The 24,942-nt window shown below is 35.0% G+C and carries 16 protein-coding genes, 3 tRNA genes and 2 pseudogenes; 10 read left to right on the plus strand and 11 right to left on the minus strand.

Going from position 1 to position 24,942, the window contains the following annotated elements; all coding sequences use genetic code 11:
- Positions 1 to 5: 5 nt before the first annotated feature.
- The 3 genes and pseudogenes from EKL96_RS07570 to EKL96_RS07580 all read left to right on the plus strand — a co-directional run.
- Positions 6 to 284, plus strand: a pseudogene (locus EKL96_RS07570) (aldo/keto reductase); the annotation flags it as partial.
- Positions 285 to 584: 300 nt separating this feature from the next.
- Positions 585 to 2,696, plus strand: coding sequence for an ATP-binding protein (locus tag EKL96_RS07575; protein ID WP_126460352.1), 2,112 nt, complete (start codon positions 585 to 587; stop codon positions 2,694 to 2,696).
- Positions 2,697 to 2,928: 232 nt separating this feature from the next.
- Entirely contained in the window at positions 2,929 to 4,281 is a 1,353-nt protein-coding gene (locus EKL96_RS07580; protein ID WP_126460355.1) for an NAD-dependent succinate-semialdehyde dehydrogenase, read from the plus strand.
- Positions 4,282 to 4,422: 141 nt separating this feature from the next.
- Here the strand turns inward: EKL96_RS07580 and EKL96_RS07585 are convergent, their stop codons facing one another.
- Complete coding sequence (locus tag EKL96_RS07585) at positions 4,423 to 4,902, minus strand: hypothetical protein (protein WP_126460360.1); 480 nt, start codon at positions 4,900 to 4,902, stop codon at positions 4,423 to 4,425.
- A gap of 196 nt (positions 4,903 to 5,098) precedes the next feature.
- On the minus strand, positions 5,099 to 5,407 hold the full coding sequence (locus EKL96_RS07590; protein WP_126460363.1) for a hypothetical protein: 309 nt from the start codon (positions 5,405 to 5,407) through the stop codon (positions 5,099 to 5,101).
- A gap of 607 nt (positions 5,408 to 6,014) precedes the next feature.
- Here EKL96_RS07590 and EKL96_RS07595 point away from each other — a divergent pair.
- Positions 6,015 to 7,064, plus strand: coding sequence for an outer membrane beta-barrel protein (locus EKL96_RS07595; RefSeq protein WP_126460366.1), 1,050 nt, complete (start codon positions 6,015 to 6,017; stop codon positions 7,062 to 7,064).
- Positions 7,065 to 7,518: 454 nt separating this feature from the next.
- On the opposite strand, the gene EKL96_RS07600 is transcribed toward EKL96_RS07595, so the two are convergent.
- The 5 genes from EKL96_RS07600 to EKL96_RS07620 form a co-directional block, all read right to left on the minus strand.
- Positions 7,519 to 8,421, minus strand: coding sequence for an N-acetylmuramoyl-L-alanine amidase (locus tag EKL96_RS07600; protein WP_126460368.1), 903 nt, complete (start codon positions 8,419 to 8,421; stop codon positions 7,519 to 7,521).
- A 35-nt stretch (positions 8,422 to 8,456) separates the two neighbouring features.
- Positions 8,457 to 8,936 carry a hypothetical protein gene (locus EKL96_RS07605; RefSeq protein WP_126460371.1) on the minus strand — a complete coding sequence of 160 codons (480 nt, stop codon included), beginning with the start codon at positions 8,934 to 8,936 and terminating at the stop codon, positions 8,457 to 8,459.
- A 38-nt stretch (positions 8,937 to 8,974) separates the two neighbouring features.
- Entirely contained in the window at positions 8,975 to 10,288 is a 1,314-nt protein-coding gene (gene rimO, locus EKL96_RS07610) for a 30S ribosomal protein S12 methylthiotransferase RimO (protein ID WP_126460374.1), read from the minus strand.
- Positions 10,289 to 10,550: 262 nt separating this feature from the next.
- Positions 10,551 to 12,131, minus strand: a complete 1,581-nt coding sequence (locus EKL96_RS07615; protein ID WP_126460377.1) for an OmpP1/FadL family transporter — start codon at positions 12,129 to 12,131, stop codon at positions 10,551 to 10,553.
- 52 nt (positions 12,132 to 12,183) lie between these two features.
- Positions 12,184 to 13,251: a hypothetical protein gene (locus EKL96_RS07620; RefSeq protein ID WP_126460379.1), complete on the minus strand. Its 1,068-nt coding sequence runs from the start codon at positions 13,249 to 13,251 to the stop codon at positions 12,184 to 12,186.
- Between the two features lie 100 nt (positions 13,252 to 13,351).
- On the opposite strand from EKL96_RS07620, the gene proS reads away from it, so the two are divergent.
- The 5 genes from proS (at position 13,352) to rpsT (ending at position 15,496) form a co-directional block, all read left to right on the plus strand.
- On the plus strand, positions 13,352 to 14,830 hold the full coding sequence (proS, locus tag EKL96_RS07625; protein ID WP_126460382.1) for a proline--tRNA ligase: 1,479 nt from the start codon (positions 13,352 to 13,354) through the stop codon (positions 14,828 to 14,830).
- A 78-nt stretch (positions 14,831 to 14,908) separates the two neighbouring features.
- Positions 14,909 to 14,980: transfer RNA gene (locus tag EKL96_RS07630), tRNA-Glu, on the plus strand.
- Positions 14,981 to 15,026: 46 nt separating this feature from the next.
- Positions 15,027 to 15,098: transfer RNA gene (locus EKL96_RS07635), tRNA-Glu, on the plus strand.
- Between the two features lie 41 nt (positions 15,099 to 15,139).
- A tRNA-Glu gene (locus tag EKL96_RS07640) sits at positions 15,140 to 15,211 on the plus strand.
- Positions 15,212 to 15,244: 33 nt separating this feature from the next.
- A complete protein-coding gene (gene rpsT / locus EKL96_RS07645) occupies positions 15,245 to 15,496 on the plus strand; it encodes a 30S ribosomal protein S20 (protein WP_091166799.1) in 252 nt (83 codons plus the stop codon).
- Positions 15,497 to 15,566: 70 nt separating this feature from the next.
- On the opposite strand, the gene EKL96_RS07650 is transcribed toward rpsT, so the two are convergent.
- Positions 15,567 to 15,971, minus strand: coding sequence for a response regulator (locus tag EKL96_RS07650; protein WP_126460385.1), 405 nt, complete (start codon positions 15,969 to 15,971; stop codon positions 15,567 to 15,569).
- Position 15,972: 1 nt separating this feature from the next.
- Positions 15,973 to 17,685, minus strand: a complete 1,713-nt coding sequence (locus EKL96_RS07655) for a PAS domain S-box protein (RefSeq protein ID WP_126460388.1) — start codon at positions 17,683 to 17,685, stop codon at positions 15,973 to 15,975.
- A gap of 172 nt (positions 17,686 to 17,857) precedes the next feature.
- Here EKL96_RS07655 and typA point away from each other — a divergent pair, with 172 nt between their 5' ends.
- Positions 17,858 to 19,654 carry a translational GTPase TypA gene (gene typA, locus EKL96_RS07660; RefSeq protein WP_126456299.1) on the plus strand — a complete coding sequence of 599 codons (1,797 nt, stop codon included), beginning with the start codon at positions 17,858 to 17,860 and terminating at the stop codon, positions 19,652 to 19,654.
- Positions 19,655 to 20,004: 350 nt separating this feature from the next.
- On the opposite strand, the gene EKL96_RS07665 is transcribed toward typA, so the two are convergent.
- Both EKL96_RS07665 and EKL96_RS07670 read right to left on the minus strand, forming a co-directional pair.
- Entirely contained in the window at positions 20,005 to 24,498 is a 4,494-nt protein-coding gene (locus EKL96_RS07665) for a T9SS type B sorting domain-containing protein (protein ID WP_126460391.1), read from the minus strand.
- A 72-nt stretch (positions 24,499 to 24,570) separates the two neighbouring features.
- Positions 24,571 to 24,913 (minus strand): annotated as a pseudogene (locus EKL96_RS07670) (ATP-binding cassette domain-containing protein); the annotation flags it as partial.
- Between the last annotated feature and the right edge of the window lie 29 nt (positions 24,914 to 24,942).

Below are 24,942 nucleotides of genomic sequence, written 5' to 3' on the forward strand. Positions count from 1 at the left end.
AATTTCTTTTTTATTCGAATCGTTTTGATCCGGAAACGCTATTGGAGGAAACCATGATGGCGCTGGATTACGCCGTACGAAGCGGAAAAGCATTGTATGTGGAAATTTCTAATTATACAGCAGCGCAAACTAAGGAAACTACTGAAATACTGAAACAATTGGAGACACCCTGCTTTATTCATCAAGTGAAATATTCCATGTTTGCGTGGCAACCAGAAGCGGGATTATTAGATGTTCTCGAAGACAAAGGAGAGGGTTGTGTTGCTTTTTCTCCTTTGACACAAATGACATTGGCTTGGTTGCTAAAAGAGAACCGAATCACTTCTGTTTTGACAAGGAAAAAAAAATAATCTTTTTTTAATTCTGAAAAAAAATGAAAAGTTGCCATTTAAAAGGGATTTAAGAAAGATTAGAATGCTTTTTTAAAAGTATACCGCTGATAAATAAGGTTTTATTATAAAAAAAATACTTAGTTTGAAGTGGCTTATTTTTTTTACTGATAAAAATGGTTAACTTGCGGCATAGAAAAAAACTGATATGTCTTACAAAAGTAGGCTGTGTTTTAGTTTTATTCGAGTGATTCCATGAAAAGATTGATTAGATTAAATACGTACTATAAACTACTGATGTTGATACTTTCGGCAAGTATTTTCTTTTTTGTAATTTACATCACCTTATATCTTTATACTATTCAGGAAGAACGAAATTTTTATAAAACCACTTACAATCAATACGATAAAGAAGTGAGATCTTTGTTTAGACTCAATTCTAAAACCACTACCGCCACCATTATTGATGTTACCCATTGGGATAATTTGGTTAGTTATACTATAACAAAAGATGCAAAATGGTATGATAAATATATTCTAAGCGAATTTGAATTTTATAATGCGGATTATGTTGGGGTGTATGGCCTTGACAAAAAAATAATAAATAAAACAGCTTCCTCTAAGATTAAAAGCCTTGACTTTATCCCAAAAGAGATGATGACAGTGCTTTATAAATCGAAACTAAAAAAATTCTATATTAAAATTCCAGAAGGAATTGTCGAGGTTTTTGGTGCAACGATTCATCCTTCAATAGATCCTAAAAAGAATAAAACAGCTCCGTCCGGTTACTTTTTTATAGCTAGACTTTTAGATAAGCCTTTTTTGAATTCTTTAGGAAATATAAGCAGTTCAAAAGTTAATTTAGTTCCGGCGCATCGTACGGTTCTTGAAGAAAGTGATTTTGTAATTGTAAGTTTAGATCTGAAAGACTGGAAAAATGACGTTGTGGCTACATTGCTTTTCAAAAGGCCGTTCAATTTGAATTATAAAAATTCAAAAGAAATTCTTTTTATTGTGGTGCTGGTTTCTTTATTGAACATTTTTATTTTTGTGTATTATACAAAACGATGGGTTTATAACCCACTAAAATTAGTCAAAAGTATTCTAGAAACAGGTAATATTAAAGCGATAGCTTCTTTAAGAAAATTCAAAGGAGAGTTTGGGTATATAGGGAATCTTTTTGAAGAGAACAGCAATCAAAGGAGACAATTAGAGATATCCAAACAAAAGGCGGAGGAAAGCGATACCTTAAAATCTTCTTTTTTGGCTAATTTATCGCATGAAATCAGAACTCCTATGAATGCCATAATGGGATTTAGTGATTTGCTAACGGATGCAAATTTGACAGAAAGTGAGAAATTGGAATATTTAAAAATAATAAAAAACAGTGGGAACAACCTGGTTTCAATAATTGAAGATCTTATTGAAATGTCTAAAATTGACGCCAAGCAAATTACACCTAATTATAAAGGATTAGACATTGAAAAATGTATGACAGAGTTGTATGATTCCATCAAAGTTACGATTCCTAAAGATAAAAATATTCAATTTTATATTCTTGAAAATTCAGCTAAAATTACAGAAAATATTCTTACTGATGAAACGAAACTGAAACAGATTATTGTGAATTTAATTACAAATGCGGTAAAATTTACCGATAATGGATTTGTTGCTTTTGGATACACAGTCCACAAAGAAAAAGGAATTTTAGCGTTTACTATTGAAGATTCAGGGATCGGTATGAGTACAAATCATCTGAAAGTAATATTTGATCGTTTCCGAAGAATTGAAGGGGACGGCACTACTGAATTAACGGGATTAGGTCTTGGTTTGTCCATCTCGAAGGCGTATGTAGAGATGCTGGGTGGGGAAATAACAGTGACATCTACAATTGGAGTAGGATCTGTTTTTACCTTTTCGTTTCCATTAAAATTTGATCAGACTGAAAAAGACATTGTGTCAAGTAAGACGATATCTTTTTCAGGAAACCAGGAGAATGAAATAATTTTAATTGCTGAAGATGATACTATCAATTTCTTGTTGTTAAAGAAAATTATTGAGTCAAAAAACCATACAGTTTTGCGTGCTTTTAATGGTCAGGAAGCAGTTACTATTTGTTCCGAAAATCCGGATATCAGTTTGGTTTTTATGGATATAAAAATGCCTATTTTGAGTGGTTATGAGGCTTTTGAAAAAATAAAGTTAATTAAACCGGGACTTCCAGTCATAGCCCAGACAGCGTATTCATCCGCAGAAGAGAGAGAAAAAATAGTTCAGTGCGGCTTTAATGACTACATTACAAAACCTTTGGACAAGGAAAAAGTCTTTGCGCTATTGGATGTTATTTTTATGGAAATTAATTCCTAGAATTATCTGAGGAGTTCCTCTTGTAACACTTTTTGGTTTTTTATTCTCAACCTCTAATGAAAGGCATAAGCCAAATTCTTTTGTCGGCTTTTTTTGGATTTTTACTAAAGTTTTAAGGAGTGTCTTTGGTTATATACAATTTTCAAGAAGAAATAGTGTCGCTTTTTATACAGTAAGACGATACAATTTCCTGTTTCAAAACTACATTTTCAAAAAAATTAAAACATAAAAAATGATATTTAAATCGATAAATCCATTCTCGCAAGAAATTATCGCTGAACATGAAGTGCTTACGAATGGGGAATTAAATCAAAAACTGCAACTGTCTGAACGGGCCTTTAAAAAGTGGAGGAATACCACTTTTCAGGAAAGGGCGGATAAAATGAAAAAATTAGCTCACGTTTTAAGAGCAAATAAAGAAAAATTAGGATTGCTTATTACCAATGAAATGGGTAAAATTGTGTCCGAAAGTATTTCTGAAGTCGAAAAATCAGCAGCAAACTGCGATTTTTATGCGGAGCATGCGGAACAAATGTTGAAAGATGAATATTATGATACGTCTTTCAAGAGCCTTTCCGTTTACGATCCTTTGGGAGCTGTTTTTGCCATTATGCCTTGGAACTATCCTTTTTGGCAGGTATTACGCTATGCTGCGCCGGCAATTATGGCGGGGAATGTGACGCTTTTGAAACATGCTCCTAATGTTATAGGTTGTGCCAAAGCTATTGAAAATGCCTTTTTGGAATCGGGTTTTCCTGAAGGTGTTTTTCTGCAAATTACTATTGATATTCCCCAGGTTGAAAGTGTTATTGCTTCAAATATTGTGCAGGGAGTGACTTTGACCGGAAGCGAAAAGGCTGGCTCCTCAGTGGCTTCCTTGGCTGGAAAGCACATCAAGAAATCAGTGATGGAATTGGGTGGTTCAGATGCATTTATCGTTTTGAATGATGCTAATCTAGAGAGAGCCGCCAGTATTGCAACACAATCCAGAATGCTCAATGCAGGTCAGGCTTGTATTTGTGCAAAACGTTTTATCGTTACTGAGAAAGTAGCGGATGAATTCTCTGCTCTTTTTGCTCAAAAAACACAGTTGTTGCAGCAAGGGAATCCGCTCCAGCAAGGGATTGATATGGGGCCTTTGGCTCGATTGGACTTAGCGAAGCAATTGTCCCGCCAATTGCATAAAGCATTGGAACAGGGTGCCAAGTTAATTGTGGGCGGGGAGCGGGAAAATTGTAATTTTCTACCCACATTGATTGATTTTGTAACTGTAGATAGTATTGCTTTTCAGGAAGAAACTTTTGGTCCGTTAGCAACAATTATACGGGCTAAAGATGAAAATGATGCCATTGCCATTGCCAATAATCATCATTATGGCTTGGCTTCTGCCCTGTGGACTGAAGACCGTGAAAAGGCATACACCTTGGCGAGGAGAATAGAAGCAGGAAATGTATTTGTAAATTCATTAGTGCGTTCTGATTCCAGAGTCCCTTTTGGAGGCATAAAAAAATCAGGCTATGGCAGGGAATTAGGGGCCGTAGGGATCAAAGAATTTATGAATATGAAATCATTGGTTATAGAATAGTTTTGTTCAGCTACTAGTATTCAGTTGGTGTGGATAAAAAAAGGAAAACGAGAACCGGAATTGTAAGTACAAAACCAGTTCTCGTTTTTTTTATTTATTTTTTTTTTGTTTCGTAAAATTTTTTTGTCCTAGTTTTTTGTCCTAGTAGGTATAGACTGCTGCTTTTATATCGTTAGGTGTATTGGATAGAATAACAATAAACGGATATCCTTTGCGAGCAGCATTCTCTTTTAATCGCTTTTCTCCTCCATGTATAAAGGAGGTATTAGTTTCTCCTTTTGCTTTTCCATAAAAACTAGTGATGACCCCGGATTTTTTTAGACCAATTGTCTGAAAGTCTTTTAAGACGATTACTTTTTTATAATCTGATTTTGCAAGGACATTGATTTTTTCCGAAACTAGTTTTGAATCGGCAGCTGATTTTTCATTTAATTGAGCAACGGCATATTGGCTGATTTTTTTTTCTTCACTACTGCCTGGTACTGCAAAATAAACCAGATTATTCTCCATTTTGATGAAGTTTACATCCATTTTTTTATCGTCATGCGTAATGATTTCGTGAGTTTGTGCAACTAATGCAACATTGAATAAAATTGTGAATAATATAAATAGATTTTTCATGTGTTCAGATATTAAGGGATTGTTTGCTTTTGCTGTTTTGCCAACTTCTTTAATTTAATTACAGCGCTTTACTTTCAGCTAATAAAAAAATACTAGAGTACAGTTCATTGCTATCGATAGTAAATCATATCTCAAGTGTGTAATGGCTTTATATGGGTATAGCTCCTTTTGGTGTATTAGGAAACATATAATAAAATCAAGCGATGCCCTCCGGAGGTGGAGTTGAATTTTTTAAATGCGACTCTTTTGCTTTGAATAAATCCAAAGCGTTTATTCTGTTTGGAACAATGGAATCGTATGCTAATGCATTTGGGAGGGCTACGGTACCTATGAAAAGCGTTTTTAGTTTATTCTCGAAATTGTTTTCTTCCGTATTATTTTCAAACACTTCGTACACTTCGTATTTCCTGTCAATGACAAAAACAGCAACTGCCTCACTAATCCATGTAACGGAAAAAGCAATAAAAAGGACTATAAGATTTAATTTAATTAGGGTACGAAGCATGGTATAAATTTAATACAATTGAATGGGAGTTACCATTAAAATTTTCATAAAATAAAAAATAGAAAAAACGTTTTTTGTTACTGTTTAATTCTCATTAGAACTCGTTTCTTAGACTTAAAAAAAAAGAATATTTTTTTTGTGTTACAAAACGTAGAACTATAAAAAAACAAAATTATTTAAATTTAGTAAAAAATATTTAATTTTTTTTAACTGTCTTTTTTATGGGGGTTGCTGTTATTAAGTATATTTATTTATTGATAATATTCTATTTTTTATATTTTAAATTTATTTTAATCAAAAAAATATGGGGTGTGTTGTAAAATTTAATTATTGAATTTTTAAAATACTTTCGTAAAAATATGGAATAATGATTTTTTTTTATTGATTTTTCGTTATTGATAATTCTTTTCTAAACAAGATAAAAAAGTGGGAAATAGTAATTTAAGTGGAGTAAAAGTTAATAAATTCGCTTTAGGATTAGGGAAAAATTCACACCAAAAGCAGCATAAAATAATGTTTTTAGCAATTATTTTATTTCTGATTTTTTTAAATAGTAACCAAAACCAAATAATTACCAAGCTGTATTATTAATTAAAACACCTTAAAGATGAAAAAAACAGTAACTATCTTAGCAGTATTGCTAACCACAACTTTTATATTTGCACAAGAAAGCTCTGAGGTTCCAGCAACAACTTTTGCAGGATCTGCAGATGCATATTACAAATATGATTTTTCCGGAATAGACAACAGTTTGACAAGTTTTACTAATTCTCATAACTCGTTTGAACTAGGAATGGTTTCTATTGAAGCATCACATAAAAGGGGTAAAGGTTCTGTTTTTGTAGATTTAGGTTTTGGTAACAGAGCCGCTCAGTTTACTTATAATGATACCAATGCAACTTTTATGATTAAGCAATTAAATTTCACATATGAATTTTCAGATAAGTTCAAAGTTGCTGCTGGTAGTTTTGGAACTCATCTGGGATATGAATTATTGGATGCTGTTGATAATAAAAACTACAGTATGTCCTATGCCTTTACTTACGGACCCTTTTTTAATACAGGGGTAAAAGCACAATATACTACTGGAAAATTCAGTTTTATGGCGGGAGTTACTAATCCTACAGATTTTAAATCTACTATTGATGCAGGCTCAACTCAAAAAACGTTTATAGGGCAACTTGCGTTTCTGGGCGACACAGGTAGCGCCTTTTTTAATGTAACATCTGGTAGTAGTAATCCAGCTTCTGATGAAAATAAGACGCAGTTTGATTTCGTTGGAACAAAGAAACTTAGTGACGCATTTTCCTTAGGGTTTAATGGTACGTATGCAATGACTGATAACGACTTTGACAGTTCATTGGATGGAGAGTGGTTTGCATTAGTAGGCTATGCAAATGTTGCTATAAAAGAATCTCTAAGTCTGACATACAGATTGGAATATTTAGATGCAAAAGAGGCAACTCCTGCGCTGGGATTGCTTGCTGGAACTAGTGTTATAGGGAATACATTGTCATTAAACTACAAGGTTGGTAACTTGACTATCATTCCGGAATTCAGACTTGACTCCGCCTCTGAAGCTATTTTTTCAAATAATGATGCTGCTCCAAAAGTCTTGACCGCATTTGCACTGCTCGCTACAACCTATTCATTCTAGTATTTAAAACAATATTTTTTTTGCTGCCAGGATACTCTTTTGTATTTTGGCAGTTTTTTTGTTTAAAATTTCCTAAAGTACCCGTTGGGTGTAATTAGTTTTTGATGGAAATTTTCGTCAGTTCGAATGATCCCGCTTTTGGGCGGGATTATATCAAGAACTAGAAAATTAGTATTAAAAACAGTTCTCGATACACGTCACTTCAAGTGCGAAGCGTATCGAGAAGCTTTGTTCCGTTTTACTCCACAAAAAACACTCGGACTGACGTTTTGAACAATTGCACCCAACGAGTGCCAATGTATGACTAAAAACTAATGCCGATTTTGGTTTTACTTCAGTACTCATTAATAATTTCGGCAGTGGTTTGGAGAAATATTAATTATTCAATTTTGGACACAAAAAACGGCTCTTTGAAAATTCAAAAAACCGTTTAGGATTGTTTTAGGGGCTTTTGCTATTGTTGTTTGTAAATAGAATAAATGGTATTTCTTGTTTTCTCATCTAAAACATCAGTAACTTCATCTTGAATATAATGAAGTTTAAAAGCAATAATAGCAGCAGATATGTTTTTAGTGTCATACCCAATAATTCGTAATCCCTGATCGACATTAAAATCAAAAGGAGCTGTTTGTAGAAATTCATCAGGCCAAATTCCAAAACCTTTTTCGGCTAAAATTTTCCAGGGAAATAAGGCGCTAGGATCTTTTTTTCTGGTTGGGGCAATATCCACATGACCTAAAATGTTTTGAGCAGGAATGTTATAATCTTTTTTTAACTTAGTTAGAAGGGCTAATAAGCTATTGATTTGTGATTCTGAAAACACTTCGGATCCGTTATTGTCGAGTTCAATTCCTATAGAAGCTGAATTAATATCCGTATTTTTTCCCCAAGAGCCATTTCCGGCATGCCAGGCTCTTAGGTAGTCATTCAGCATTTGCACGACTTTACCATCATCTGAAATTACATAATGGGAACTTACCTGAGTTTCTGTTTTTGTAAATGTATTTATGGTTTGTTGCAATGAATCTTGCGCTGTATGATGAATAATGATAAAATTAGGCTTGCGTAAATTAAAATTGACGGTACCAATCCATTTTGTATTGATTCCATTCTCCAAAAACGTAGATCCCATTTTGAAAATAGTATCCTTATAGGTATGTAATTGCTGCGTGTATAATGTATCTCTGTTTAATTCAACCGGAGGAACAACCGGAAGGGGTTTAGGATCCTTATTAGAAATCGTTTTTTTTAATGTTTTGAGTTTGGTGTCATATACCTTTTCAGTTTTCTTGTATGGATTTGTAGAGCAAGCAGCAATAGCAAGGGCGAAAAATAGGGTATAAAAAATATTTCTCATTAGGATTTGAGTTTTATAATGAAATAAAAAAACGATTATTTCGATTTCTTTTTAGACTTTGATTTTTTTGGATTTTTCTGCTCTTTTTTTAAAATAATGAATTTTTCCTTCTGATCTTCATTTAATAATGCCATTAATTTTCTATCGGTAACTTCAGATAGTGCCTCGATGTTTTTAATTTTATCTTCCTGACTGGTTTCTGCCTTTAGAAGCATTCCTTGAGTTCTGAAGCTTTCAATGAAGATATTAGACATTGCTACCACTTGGAGTTCATCCAGATTAAGTTCCGGTTTTATAGTTTCCATTATTTTAGCAACTGAAACTTCAACAGGAATTTCTTTAGGTTTTTCAGGAGTTCTGGTTTGATCCATTCCGCTATTCATCCTACGATTTCCTCCGTAACCGTTCCCGTTTCCATATCCATTATTATAACCGCCGTTTCCGTATTGTGCTGAAATGGTGTGGACTGATAATAATACAAATGTGATCACTAGTACTGATTGAATTGTTTTCATGTGTAGCATTTTAAAATATTAAAAAATCGTTTAAAAAATTATACCGGTTCTCCGTACAAATCAAATTCCGTTGCTTCGATAATTTTGATCATCACAAACTCTCCTGTTTTTACATAATGTTTTGATGCATCTATTAAAACCTCATTGTCTACGTCTGGACTGTCAAACTCAGTTCGGCCTACAAAATGGCCACCTTCTTTTCTGTCGATGATGCATCGGAACGTTTGACCTACTTTTTCCTGATTTAAATCCCATGAAATTTGTGATTGTAACTCCATAATCTCATTGGCGCGCTCTTGTTTTACAGTATCTGGAACATCATCTTCCAGTAAATAGGCATGTGTGTTTTCTTCATGAGAATAAGCAAAACAGCCCATTCTATCAAATTTCATTTCCTGAACCCAGTCTTTCAATATATTGAAATCTTCTTGTGTTTCTCCGGGATATCCTACGATCAAAGTGGTGCGTATTGCAATTCCAGGTACTGCTTCGCGAAACTCTTTTAATAATTTTGTTGTTTTTGCTTGCGTTGTTCCGCGACGCATGGATTTCAAAATTGAATCTGAAATGTGTTGCAACGGAATATCAATGTAATTACAAATCTTAGGTTCGCGTTTCATGATTTCCAGTACATCCATAGGAAAACCGGTTGGAAAAGCATAATGCAAACGAATCCACTCAATTCCTTCTACTTTAACTAAAGCTTCCAGTAGTTCTCCAAGCGCTCTTTTTTTGTAGATATCTAATCCGTAATACGTCAAATCCTGAGCAATCAAGATCAATTCTTTAACGCCATTTTTTGCTAGACCTTCGGATTCTTTTACCAGTTTTTCAATTGTTTGTGAAACGTTTTTTCCTCGCATTAAGGGTATTGCACAAAAACTGCATGGTCTGTCACAACCTTCGGAAATTTTTAGATAGGCATAATTTTTTGGAGTTGTAGTCAGTCGTTCTCCAAGCAACTCGTGCTTGTAGTCCGCTCCCAAGGCTTTTAATAATTGTGGTAGCTCTGTAGTTCCAAAAAATTGATCCACATTTGGAATCTCTTTTTCTAAATCAGGTCGGTAACGCTCGGACAGACATCCAGTAACAAATACTTTATCAACTAATCCTCTTTCTTTTTTGTCCGCATATTCCAGAATCATGTTGACAGATTCGGCCTTGGCATTATCAATAAATCCGCAGGTATTTATTACAATGATATTTCCTTCCTCGGCTTCCGGAGCTTCATGCGTAACGTCTTTGCCGCTTGCGCGTAGCTGACCCATAAGCACTTCACTATCATATACATTTTTTGAACACCCAAGAGTGATCACGTTTATTTTATTCTTTTTTAAAGACTTCGTTCTCATAACATTAGAATCCCGATAATTTGGGAATTTTGCAAAATTACACTTTTTTATTCAAACGGAACTTGTTTCTGTTTCTTTTACACTTTTTAAGGAGCTATTCCTGCTGTACGCTACAAACAAAGTTCACTGAACTCCTATAAAAATGACTACTAGAGGAAGTAATCTCCCGAAAATAATCGGGAGGATTTTCACTGCCATCAGGGCTAAAAAAAATCCGTTTCACAATCACGAAACGGATTTTTCTAATTCATTTTTCAGGACGTTACAACTCAAACAATAGTGTCAAAGAAACATTGTTGTTAATAGCATCTATACTTGCTCCATCAGTGAATCCTTGGTTAAAAAAACCTTGTTGGGAATTTCTTTTGGCATAGGAATAGGCTAAATCCAGTTTGGTAGATCCAAAATTATATCCTAAACCTGCGGAATACCCAGTTAAATCACCCACGGTTACGGCATTTTTATACGGACTTTGTTCGTACCGGTATCCTGCTCTTAGACTTAATGCCTTAATTTTATATTCGGCACCTATTCTTAACTCTCCGGTAACGTTGAGCAATTCATTCATGTCATTATTTAAGGTTCTGAATAAGGGATCGTTTTCAGGTTTAAATTTGGTGTCACTGTAATCTTTAAAAGCGTAATCGATACTGATTAATCCAGATTTTCCAAATACGTAGGCAAAACTCCCGGTCAACTTACTTGGCGTTTGCAATTTATAGGGCTCGTAAACATTAACCACTTGCGGGTCTACCACATCTTGCGGTAATTCACCGGTTGAATTGCCGCTTACCGTAATTAACTTTTGTGAAAGCTCGTCGTTCAAAGTATACCATGTAGAAGATTGATATGCCATACCTACTCGAATTTCGTTAGTAATTTTTGCAATAGCACCTACTTGAAATGAAAATCCCGATCCGTAAGTATAAAGATCATTGTCAAATTGTACTCTTGTGATTTGATCATTAGTGCCTAATGGGTTGCTATTGTCTTCGTAAAAGCTAGACGATTTATTGAAATCAGTAAAGTGAGAATTTAAATTTAGTCCAAAATAAAATTGGTCATTATAAGAGGTTGCTGCATTAAAAGATAATTTTCCGTTGTATCCCGTACTGTAAACGGAATTTTCTTGATAATAATTTCCTCCAGCAGGAACGTTGGATAAAAAAGTAGAGTTGTTATTGGACTCGTCTGCGGCATTTAAAACATAACCTTGATACCCCAAAAATGCTTGTTGAGCTGCGAAGCCACTTAAATTAGGATATTGACCATTTGGAAGATTGCTACCCAAGAAAGAATACAATTGGGATATAGATTCTCCCGGATTTGTGTTTACAAAATCTTGAGGAACTGGAGCACCACCGTTCCCATTATTGGCATAACTCAAAAAATAATTAGCTATAGAATTGTTTGGATTGGTTCCTGCGGAAAACAGCCCATTATCAAAATTATTGGCGTTTTCATAATTTATGGCTAAGGAAATTTTTCTCCACTTGCTGTTTGGGTTTCTGGTATTAAAAACAAATACAATTCCTGCTTGATTCAAATCAAAGGAGTTTTCTTTCTCTGTTGCTGTCCCGCCAAAGTAATTTGAATTGTTTTTAGTATCGAAGTTTGTCAATGTAACAGCCATTTGATTATTGGTAAACACCGCTGAACCAGCAGGGTTTACATTGATAGATGACAGGTCGCCCCCAAGCGCTCCAAAAGCACCGCTCATGGCTCTGAAACGGGCTGTTCCATTTAAGTTGTCCTGTGAATACCGAAGTGCATCAGAAATTTCTTGTGATTGGGCTACGGTAAACGATAAGCCAGCGAGTAATAAATATAGGTGTTTTTTCATTTTTTGTTGGGATATTTAATTTTTATCAAAAAGGATGGTTCCGCACTATTTTTTATCCTCTTCCACCTCTTCCACCACCGCCAGATGATCTACCACCACCACTACCACCAGATCTTCCGCCACCTGAATTATTAGATCTGGACATGTTTGAACTAGGGCTATAAGACGACGGGCTGTTGTTGTCATTTCTTGTTGGTGTGAAAGATCGTGAAGGCACATTGTTTTGATTGCGCACATTGTTTATATCGGATCTTCTTCTGGGAGTATTGTACGAACTGTTTTGTGGTTGACCTTGATTCCTAGAGAATGTAGGACTTGTTCGGTTGATGCTATTCGTTGCGTTTCGTCGCAAATCAGTGGTGTTGTTTCTAAAGTTGGCGTTATTAGTTCGTCTGCCAATAGTGGTATTGGTTTGGTTTCGGGAATATTCTCTGCTTGTTTGATTGGTGTTGTTTATCGTATTTGAATTGGAATACGAAGACCCTCTTCGGCCTGCATTAGAAGAATAATTGACATTGTTTTGACCATCTCCATAGTTTCCCCAGCCGTTACCGTACCAATTGTTCCATCCCCAATTGTTTCCATACCAGTTGTTTCCATACCAGTTGTTCCATCCCCAATTGTTGCCATACCAGTTATTCCACCCAAATCCCATGCTCATTCCCCATCCAAAACCACCGTTAAATCCCCAGTTGTTTCCGTACCAGTTATTCATGCCCCAATTGTTCATACCCCAATTGTTTCCGTACCAGTTATTCATACCCCATCCGTTGTCATAGACATTTACGGATTGCGCATTACCTCCCCATCCAGGATAAGTAGTGTAGTTTTCCTGAAGAGTGTCATTTTCTAAATCATAATCACTGTAAGTATCTACATCTGTAAAAATTTCATTGGATTGGTAGTTGTTTTGAAGTGAATTGAAATACGCAGTATATTGGTTATTTGGATCATTTTGTGGTTCTCGTTCAGTAATTTTGTAGGAAGTGTTACCATATATTCCGTCAGAATCATAGTACGAACTGTTTTGATAAGAGCTGCAAGAGGCCAACAATAGTGTTAAAAAACTGATCGTATAATATATTGATGTGTTCGGGGCGGAAAAAGGGGTAGTTTTCATATATGTGGAGTTTTTATTGTTGGACAATACAAAAATAGTTAGTTTTGCGTAATTATTAGTTAAATAAATATTAAACAAAATTTGTGCCAAAATATAAAACATGGGTAAGAACTTAACTACAAGAGCGGAAGATTATTCAAAATGGTATAACGAGTTGGTTGTCAAAGCCGATTTAGCCGAAAATTCAGGGGTGAGGGGGTGTATGGTTATCAAGCCTTACGGATATGCAATTTGGGAAAAAATGCAAGCGGAGTTGGATCGAATGTTTAAAGAAACCGGACATCAAAATGCATATTTCCCTCTATTTGTTCCTAAAAGCATGTTTGAAGCCGAAGAAAAAAATGCAGAAGGTTTTGCTAAGGAATGTGCTATTGTTACCCATTATCGATTAAAAAACGATCCTGACAGACCTGGTAAACTAATGGTGGATCCCAATGCAAAATTAGAAGAAGAATTAATTGTACGTCCTACAAGTGAAGCTATTATTTGGTCTACTTATAAAGGATGGGTACAATCGTATAGAGATTTGCCATTACTGATTAACCAATGGGCAAATGTGGTGCGCTGGGAAATGAGAACGAGATTGTTTTTGCGTACTGCAGAATTTTTATGGCAAGAAGGGCATACCGCTCACGCTACTAAAGCAGAAGCGGTAGAAGAATCAGAAAAAATGATGCATGTGTATGCTGATTTTGCCGAGAATTTTATGGCAATTCCAGTTATAAAAGGAATAAAAACTGAAACCGAGCGTTTTGCTGGAGCAGAAGAAACCTATTGTATCGAAGCGTTGATGCAGGATGGTAAAGCATTACAAGCGGGGACTTCACATTTTTTAGGGCAAAACTTTGCTAAAGCATTTGATGTCAAATTTGCTACAGCCGAAGGAAAGCAAGAGTACGTTTGGGGAACTTCGTGGGGTGTTTCTACTCGTTTGATGGGGGCATTAGTGATGACGCATTCAGACGACCAAGGCCTGGTATTGCCTCCTAGTTTAGCGCCTATTCAGGTCGTGATTGTTCCTATTTATAAAACAGAGGAACAGTTAGCGGCAATAACTGAAGCAGTAACTGTTTTGACTGTGGCTTTGCGAAAATTACAAATCGCTGTCAAATATGATAACAGAACCACTCAAAAGCCTGGTTTTAAATTTGCAGAATGGGAATTAAAAGGGGTGCCGGTTAGGATTGCTGTAGGTCCAAAAGATTTAGAAAATGGAACTTTTGAGGTTGCAAGAAGAGATACATTGACTAAAGAAGTCGTTTCTAAAGATGGAATTGAAACGTATATCAACGATTTACTAGCGCAAATTCAAAAAGAATTATTTGAAAAAGCATTGCAATATAGAAATACACATGTTACTGAGGTAAACAGTTTTGAAGAGTTCAAAGCGGTTTTAGATGCGAAAGGAGGTTTTGTATCAGCACATTGGGATGGAACTGCAGCAACTGAGGAAAAGATTAAAGACTTAACGAAAGCAACCATCAGATGCATCCCTTTAGACCGAATAGAAGAAGCGGGAAGCTGCGTTTTTACTGGTGAAAACTCAGTAGGCCGAGTACTGTTTGCGAAGGCATATTAAAAAAAAATAATTTTTTTTGCATGTACTATTGTACGTTTCAAAAATAGTTGTATTTTTGCATCCGCATTAGAGAAGCAGGGCCCGTTCGTCTATCGGTTAGGACGCATGGTTTTCATCCATGTAAGAGCGGTTCGATTCCGCTACGGGCTACTATTTTTTTTGCAGGTTAAAGTGATCCTGAACTCAGAGGGAAAATGGCCCGTTCGTCTATCGGTTAGGACGCATGGTTTTCATCCATGTAAGAGCGGTTCGATTCCGCTACGGGCTACAAATTCAATTTTGATTAATTGATAAAACTTAGGGGATAATGGTCCGTTCGTCTAGGGGTTAGGACGCCAAGATTTCGTCTTGGTAACAGGGGTTCGATTCCCTTACGGACTACAAAAATATAGTAAAAGATAAAAACATAATAAAATGGCAAATCATAAATCAGCTCTAAAAAGAATTAGAAGTAACGAAAAGAGAAGAGTATTAAATAGATACCAACATAAAACTACTCGTAATGCTATAAAAGCATTAAGAATAGCGACTGATAAAGTAGATGCTACTTCTAAATTATCAAACGTGATTTCTATGATTGATAAATTAGCTAAAAAGAATATCATTCATGATAACAAAGCGTCTAATTTAAAATCTAAATTAACGAAGCTTGTTGCTAAATTGTAATTAAAACAATTTATTTTATATAAATAAAAAGCTCTCATTCTTAGGATGGGAGTTTTTTTTATGGGTAATATTAGCTAATCTTATTTTTTAAATATTCAAGCATAGATAGGGTTATTGGTTTTGATAAAAAGTCAATTACCATGGGGTATTTTTTTGCTTTTTCTAAGTCTTCCGGATCAATTGTAGAAGAAAGTACAATTACCTTAATAGCACTAAAATCTGAAAACTCCGGGCTGTTAAAATAATCCAGAAATTCCCATCCTCCCATTACGGGCATATTTAGATCCAAAAAAATTAATTGCGGATGGTGGTGTTTGTCATCATTATTTTGTCTGATAGTATTGAAGTATTTCAGCGCTTCTTCGCCATTTTGAGAAGTAATTATTTCGTTAGAAAAGGATGATTTGTTGATTACTTTTTTGCATAGCATAAGTGTTATTGGGTCATCATCAACACATAAAATTGTATCTAACATATTATTTATTTTTAAAAGTTAATGTAAATATAGTTCCTTTATTGACTTCACTTTCAATATTAATTGTTCCTCCCATAGTTTCAACTTGAGATTTTACTAAATAGAGCCCTAATCCTTTGCTGTCCGGATAATTATGAAATCTCTGGTAAAGGCCAAAAACTTTATCTCTGTTTCTTTCCAGATCGATGCCTATTCCGTTGTCTTTGAAAATTAATACAATTGTGTCGTCAATTTCGCTAGTTGTGATTGTTATTTTTAGTTTTCTATTTTCGGATTTGTATTTTATAGCGTTGGTTAATAGGTTTAGTAAAATGCTTTCTATATACGCTTTATTGATGTTGATAATTGAAACTTTTTCAAAATTAATTTTTATAATGGGTTTGTATAATTCAATTTGAAAGTTGAGTTGATTGAACACATTTTCAAAAATATCTTGAAGAAGTACTGCTTCTTTTTTGATTGATGGATTGTCTTTGATAATGATTACTTTGACTAAGTCATTAATGGTTTCGTTTAATAAATGCGTAGATTTATTGAAGCCATATAAAATTTCTTTTAACTCTGGATTATCAATAGGAATGTCTTCGATTAAGTTCAAAAGTCCTGTCAAATTTGATAATGGAGCCCTAAGGTTGTGTGAAGTAATGTACGAAAACTGTTTTAGATCTTTGTTGTTTTGTGTTAGCTCTCGAATAAGCTGTTCTTTTTCCTTTTCTTGTTTTTTTTCATCAGTGATGTCTCTCTGGATGGAGATCCAATGTGAAAGTTCGTTATCAGTATTGTATATTGGTATCATGGAGAAGCGTACCCAGTATTCTTTTTTGTTTTTTGTATAGCTGATGGTTTCAATAATGCACTCTTCTTTATTTTGTATAGCGGCTATCAGTTTTTTTAATTCCTCGTAATCTGAATTGGGACTATTAAAAAGTTCTGGGGATTTTCCTATACTTTCTTCGGAATTGTATCCTGACATGATTGAAAAAGCCGGGTTTACATAGGTGATATTTGGGATATTTCCGTCGATCGAATTGGCTTCGGTGATGATGATGGAATCTTTTGATTGAATAATAACAGTCTCTAGCAATTTTAGTCTTTGTTCTTCTTCTTTTTGTTTTGTGATGTCTTGAATGGCTCCAATCATTCTAACGGCTTTCCCATTTTCATCTTTCAAGAGAAAACCTCTGTCAAGAACATACTTATAGGAATCGTTAGCGCATTTAAAACGGTATTGATCTTGCCAGTTTTCGGTTTTTTGTTCGATAAAAGAGTAGAGTTTGACAGACATTTTAATACTGTCCTCGGGGTGAATTTTATCAAACCACCATTTTGAACTATTACCAACTTCGTATTCTTTATAGCCAAAAACAGTTTCAATACCTTTGTTCCAAGAAAAGCTGTCTTCTTGTATTTTCCAATCCCAAATAGTATCACTTGTCGCTTTTGCTACAATATGGTATTGTTCATTCGATTCCTTTATTTCATCATTTGTGTTTTTCAGCTTTTCAAAAATGGATATGTTTCGAGTGTCATTTTTTGATAAAATGAGTTTGAAAATTATTCCGGTTAAAAATATGTATAAGATGTCTTTTGTGAAAGTGTAAAATTGGTGGTTTGAATCAGAAATAAAAGGTTGTAATAATTTATGACTAATGGTTGCTACAAACATTGAAATTACAATGTAAATGATAATTATTTGATTGGTTTTACTTTTCATTACTCAAATATAAATAATTATTTGTGAATTATTAAACAACATAATAACTTATTTTTCGTGATTTTTTTAAAGACCTATTTCTGTGTCTAATGCGTTAAGAATATGTAAACTATTACATAAATATTTTTTATATCAAAATAAAGTGTACCTTTGCACCCATTAAAAATCACAGATGGAATCTATTAGAAACATTGCAATTATTGCCCACGTCGATCACGGTAAAACAACTTTGGTTGATAAAATTATGTATCACTGTCAGTTATTTCGCGATAACGAAAATACAGGTGACTTAATCCTTGACAACAACGACTTAGAGCGTGAAAGAGGTATTACCATTACTTCAAAGAATGTTTCTGTAGTATACAAAGGAACAAAAATCAACATTATTGATACTCCTGGTCACGCCGATTTTGGTGGAGAGGTAGAGCGTGTATTGAATATGGCTGATGGTGTTTGTCTACTAGTAGATGCATTTGAAGGGCCTATGCCACAAACTCGTTTTGTATTACAGAAAGCACTAGACCTTGGTTTGAAACCATGCGTTGTTATTAATAAAGTAGATAAAGAAAACTGTACTCCTGAAGAAGTGCATGAAAAAGTTTTTGACTTAATGTTCGAATTAGGAGCAGAAGAGTGGCAGTTGGATTTTCCAACAGTTTACGGATCAGCTAAGAACAATTGGATGTCTGATCATTGGGAAAACGTAACTGATAATGTGGAAGCATTATTAGATATGGTTATTGCTAATGTACCGGCTCCTAAAGTATCAGAAGGAACTCCTCAAATGTTGATTACTTCATTAGACTTCTCTGCTTTTACAGGTCGTATCGCTATTGGTCGTTTAGAAAGAGGTGTTTTGAAAGAAGGAATGCAGATTTCTTTGTGCAAAAGAGATGGTGTAATCATGAAATCACGTATTAAAGAATTACATACTTTTGAAGGATTAGGTCGTAAAAAAGTGCAAGAAGTAATTGCTGGAGATATTTGTGCAATTATTGGAGTTGAAGGTTTTGAAATTGGGGATACTATCGCTGATTTTGAAAATCCGGAAGCCTTACAAACAATTACTATTGATGAGCCAACGATGAGTATGTTATTTACCATCAATGACTCTCCTTTCTTTGGGAAAGAAGGTAAGTTTGTAACTTCTCGTCATATCAGAGACAGGTTGAATAAAGAATTGGAAAAAAACTTAGCGATGAAATTGGGTGAAACTGATTCAGCGGATAAGTTCATGGTTTTTGGTCGTGGAGTACTTCACTTGTCTGTTCTTATTGAAACAATGAGAAGAGAAGGGTATGAGTTACAAATTGGGCAACCACAAGTTATCATCAAAGAAATTGATGGCAAAAAATGTGAGCCAATTGAGGAATTGACAATCGACTTACCAGAGAATTTGTCTGGAAGAGCGGTAGAGTTTGTTTCTTTCCGTAAAGGAGAAATGTTGAGTATGGAAACTAAAGGGGAGCGTATGATCATAAAATTCAATATCCCGTCTCGTGGAATCATTGGATTGCGTAACCTATTGCTTACTGCTACAGCTGGTGAGGCTATTATGGCACACCGTTTTATAGGATATGAGCCTTACAAAGGAGAAATTTCTGGACGTAACAAAGGGTCATTGATTTCTATGGAAAAAGGAAAAGCGATTCCTTACTCTATCGATAAATTGCAAGATCGTGGTAGATTCTTCGTTAATCCTAATGATGAAATTTACGAAGGTCAAGTAATTGGAGAAAACTCCCGTAGCGATGATATGTGTGTCAACGTAACTAAAGAGAAAAAACAATCTAACGTTCGTTCATCAGGAAATGATGATAAGGCTAGAATTATTCCTCCAGTTATTTTCTCTCTTGAAGAAGCTTTAGAGTACATTCAAAAAGATGAATATGTTGAGGTAACTCCAAAATCGATTCGTTTGAGAAAAATATATTTGACAGAAACGGATAGAAAAAGATTTAAAATCTAATTTTATTTTTATAAAACTGAAAAGCCATTCGTTGATTCGAATGGCTTTTTTTTGGTGTTTAGATCCCTTTTATTGATTTTAATTCGCTGTTTGCTACACAATTTTAATGGCCTCTTGTGAGGTATAAATGTCAGTTGTTTTTTTGCGGCACATTTTAACTATGACGGTATTGTACCATAAAATTTAGATTAATTGATATTCATAAATAATATTATCCGGGATTTGCATGAGGGATAGCAGCAAGCTACCGAAGTAGCGCGGATAGCCCGACAGCATAAATAGAAAGGGCTAATTCCGCATAATGATAAGTAGGCCTTTTCTATTTATGGTGGCATGCCCTATTAATTGTTTTATCGTTTCAAACTAAAATGACCTTTAGCTTCTCTTCCATCAGCTAATTTTATGGTATACCAATAATCATCAGAGGGTAATGGCTGCCCTGTAAAAGTACCGTCCCAGCCTTGACTGGAAGCTGTAATTTGTTTTAGTAATTTGCCGTATCTATCATAAATATAGATGGTAGAATTTGCATTAAAATCAGCATTTACTCCTTTTACATTCCAATAATCATTTTGGCCGTCTCCATTTGGAGTGAAAAATTTAGGTACGCCAATTAAGGCTATTTTTTGGCTCACTGTTCCACAACCATTTTTGTCATTGATGTATACTTCATGAATTCCAGCAGCTATATTGTCAAAGAAATTTGAATCTTGAAACGGTCCGGACGGAGCATCAAGACTGTATTCATAGTCTCCTTGTCCACTAACATTTATAGTTATGGAGTTTACATCTGATAAATCTATAATAGCAATATTGGTAATTCTTGCAACATCTGAAGCCGTTACTTTTATCGTTCTCGTTCTGCTACAGCCTGCATTAGTACTGACTTTCACTGTGTAATTACCTTCCTGATTTATATCCAAAGTATAACTTGTCTGATTTGTCAGAATGATATTATCTTTGGACCAGACATAGGTGTAGTCAGTAGTTGGGGATCCATCTTGAATCCCTGCATTTAGTGTTACAAAAAAAGTAGGAAGGTTCGAACAGACCAATTCATTTGCTGCTAAATCTGCATTGGTATCAATAATGGGTTTTGGATTTACGAGCAATGTGATTTTTGGACTTAAACCATAACAGGTATTATCAGCGGTACTTTCTACTCGGACCCAAATTTTTTGTTGATTTTGATAGCCCTCATTTCTATAGTTCGTTGTGTTTGTAATGGCATCATTCTCAGATAAAGCATCTTGCTCATTTTTGTAATATTGTATCGAATAAGGAGTGCTTGCTTGCGGGAGAATGGCCAGGACATCCGTGGTTACGCTACTGAAATCGAATGTAGCAATACCATCCGTATCATTATTATTTAAACCTAAATCATCGCAATCGCTAAAAGTTCTACTGTAGGAAGCTGGTATTTGCGTCGTAGAAACAATTAAATCAATTGCTGTGGTGCTGTAACAGGTATTTGAATTTGTAACCCGTGTATAAACCGTCATACTACCAGCAGTTGTATTTCTAAAAGCAAAGGGATTGGGGATTGATTTAGTGGAATCTTGATTTTCAGCAGCAGCAAGTGAGGTGTAATAAGTGAATGTTTCCGATGCATTAGAAGAAATCGCATCATTTTTCACGGTTAAATTAAAATCAGAGAAACCATCTTCGTCATCATCACATTGTACAATTGTGACAGCATTGACTACCGGTAAAGTATGAATTATCAAAGTCGTTTCGGAAGAAATTAAGCCACAACTGTTTCCAATTTTATCTAATTTTACACGATATTTATAACCATTCATTGTGGTTTTTACACTGGTAACAGTCAATGAATTTGTAGTTACTCCAGAATATGTTGCGTCATCAGTAATATTAGTCCAAATGGTTCCATTAGTGGATACTTGCCATTGATAGGTGTTTCCGCCATTATCAGCTAGAGTAATTACCGCATTTTGCAGTTCACATGTGGGTGGTGCTTGCGGTTGCGCAATAATTACTATTGGTGCAGCAGTGGTGTAGTTATTGCTTGGAGTAGTATAGCCAATACCACTCATGACCTTACCGTTCAGGTTTACTATTTCGGGACTATTGCCTAACTGTCCATTATTGTCAGGATCCAAAAATCCGGCTTCTGTAACATCAAAACAAACATCATTATCACTATCCAGATCGATATAATTTAAAGTGTTGTCCGAATCAGTATCTGCACTGGTATAATTTAGTTTGCCACTATCCGGAGCTGTTTCAAGAGGGTCAAAAAGTCCGTTTGTTCCAAAAAAAATAGGGCTGCCATCTAGAATTCCATTTTTATTAGCATCTATAGCGTTATGACCGGCTTCTACTAAATCATAAATACCATCATTATCGCTGTCTGTATCCAGATGGTCTGTAACTCCATCTCGATCGGTATCAATTGGTGTAATCCCGGGTTCAAAGACATTGTCTAGTCCATTTTTATCAGAATCTGTTCCAGAAAAAACTTTGAATCCCTTTCCTTGCGCTTCAATTACATCCGGAATTCCGTCATTATCGCTATCACTATCTTCTAAATCTGGTATTATGTCCCAATCCGAATCATGCGTTGCAGTGTGGCTTATTGTAAAAATAGCTTTGTTCGAGGTTGTTTCGGAGAGGTTCCTATGCGTGAATGTTACTGCGTTAGTGTGATACGATGAAAAATTAAAACCACCTGAACCAGGCATCAGTGGAGTGGTACTTTTTAGCCTGAAACGAATTTCAAAAGAGGAAAATTCAGTTACGCCACTTTCATAAATTCCGTCATAGTTAGTATCGACCAGTAACTGATTTTGCGGGTCTGTCAATGTAATTGTCTTATTCGTTGGAACTTTTATTATAAAATCACCTTCAGCATTTAAATAGTCAGAAACAGCAGTAGTTTGGTTTGGGTTGTCCTGCGCGATGTAATTAATACTTATGCTTTCTGTTTTGGTTAGATTTAAGGAATAGGAAACTGAACTGGTTTGTCCAGCCGGAACAGCAGATACGAATCCATATACTGGTTTTTCGGTAATTGTTCCATTTCCCGTAATTGTAGCACTATAATCCGGGCTTGAGGTAGTATTTGACTGATTGAATGACGAAATAGTGGCTTCAAGAGTATTCGTTATGCCATCATTATCCAGGTCAATATCAATGTTGTTATTGGTACCGTCATTATCTGTATCCAGTGGGCAATCACTGACTGGAATTTTGTCTGAAAAAATAGGAACAGTGTTTGGACATCCCAAAATACTTCCTTTTACTTGGTAATATCCTGCTCGAGTTGGTTTGTATGAATTTAAATTGGCACCAATTATTGGAGTGTCGTCGAAATACCACTGAAAAGAATCATAAGAGGATAAAGTATTAATTTTCAAAATAACGTAAGGAATACAGGCTGAGTTGGTTACCGAAATTTTATCGGTAACAATTTCTGGTTTAGTGTCAAATCCGGAATAATAACCGCCATAAGTAGCAGCTCCATTTGTTCCAAAGTAAGAAACATACACTTGTCGGGTAGATTTTACTGATATATTGCCGAATAAACCATTAATTGTATATCTCACAAAACCTGAATTTCCTGTTACAGGAATAGCAGTGTTATTATTGAGTGGATTGTTGTTTATAGTCACGGTAGCTCCTGTTTCAGTAACGATGTTTACACCTCCGTTAAATGTTACGTTTCCTATCGATTCAATGTGAGGGATATTATCAACACTATTTGGTGTAGCGCAATTTAATGGTGGAACAAAAAACAAGTTTTGATTTGCAGGAGGATTATTAGGTGTGCCGTTTGTGAGAAAACCGGGAGCCAGGCCACCGATACTTTGATAAGCTGATACGTTTTCAGAGGTTGAAACATATAAGTTTCCATCAATAAATTGGCTTCCATTGATTACAGTATATTGTCCGCTATTAATAGTAGGAAGAGGAGTTGTTGATCCGTTGATGAAAATTTTGGTGTTATCAAGATTTGCAATCAATAAAACCCTTTCTAATTCATCTGTGCCAAGTCCCTTAACAAAAACGTATTCTTTGCCTGTTTTTTCAAAAGGGACAATTTGGTCAAAACCTACATCTCTGCCTGTTGGCAAGCCTTGAGCATTAACCAAAGTGCTGTTACTGCCTCCAAAAGATCCTGAATTGACCACCACTGGTTTGTCTGATTCTACTAAAGCCCCAATCATTTTAGAGCTATTAGAAACAGAATTGTTGTAGTTTTCTAAAGCTATAACATAACTTTCATTTTTGTTTAAAGGAATTTCTATAGGCCCAGAAATAATTTCTCCATTGGATAATCTTGTTCCATTTTCTATATTTGAAATAGTGATTTTCGTACCGTTTTCTGTAGCTAAAACTGAAGCAAAGTTCAGTACAGTACTGTCATAAAGCGGATTTAACATGGCGCCTAGCCTAAAAGTTTTACCTAATGCACTGTTTCCTTTAGATACAAGTCCGCCAGCATGAACATAACTACCATTATTGACATTCAACCCTGCATTAACTCTAACACTTACATAAATTAAATCTTCGGCTTCTACTATAAATCCTTTGTTTGTAAGGATGCCAATACTGGTTTTTGGAGTAAATAATTGTGTGTCCTGACCTTGACCAATACGATAAATATAGGGAGCATTATTTCTTAAAACGTCTGTAACAATAGGGATTCCGTTTGCAATGATTTTAAAATTGACATCGGTACTACTAGGTGTAGAAAGATATAAATACTGATCGCCTGCTAAATTTGTAGAACAGGTCAATGGCGGTATATAATGTGTTTTGCTAAATTGAGCAAAGCAACTTATTGATAAAAAAGTGAAGAAAATAAGTAAAGTTTTTTTCATGTGTTAAAAATAACAAAATTTATATTATCTTCTTACTGAAAAATCGCCTTTTATTACTTTGCCAGTATCAAATTCCAGCTTTTCACTGACTTTTGCAGATTGGATTCCTTTGATTTTGCAAACCAACTTTAAGTTTTCCTTAGCCGTCATGTAGGGATAAAAGTTAGGTCTTTCAATAATGGTACCCACTTTTTTCAAGGCTTCATGAGTTTCCATTGTCCCGCCAAAAGCGGTATACACTGGAGGTTTTATTGACCACATTCAGCGCAATTCCTAAAGTAGTTGATTTCCCGCTGCCGTTAGGACCTAGAATCCCGTATACATTACCTTTTTGTATTTCGAAAGAAACGTTTTTTAAAGCTTGAAGTGTGCCATAACGTTTGTGGAGATTTTTAATAAAGAGTATCGTTTCCAAAGGGGTCATCTTTATAATTTTATATAGGA

The sequence above is a fragment of the Flavobacterium sp. LS1R10 genome (genome assembly GCF_003968825.1).
GTDB lineage: Bacteria > Bacteroidota > Bacteroidia > Flavobacteriales > Flavobacteriaceae > Flavobacterium.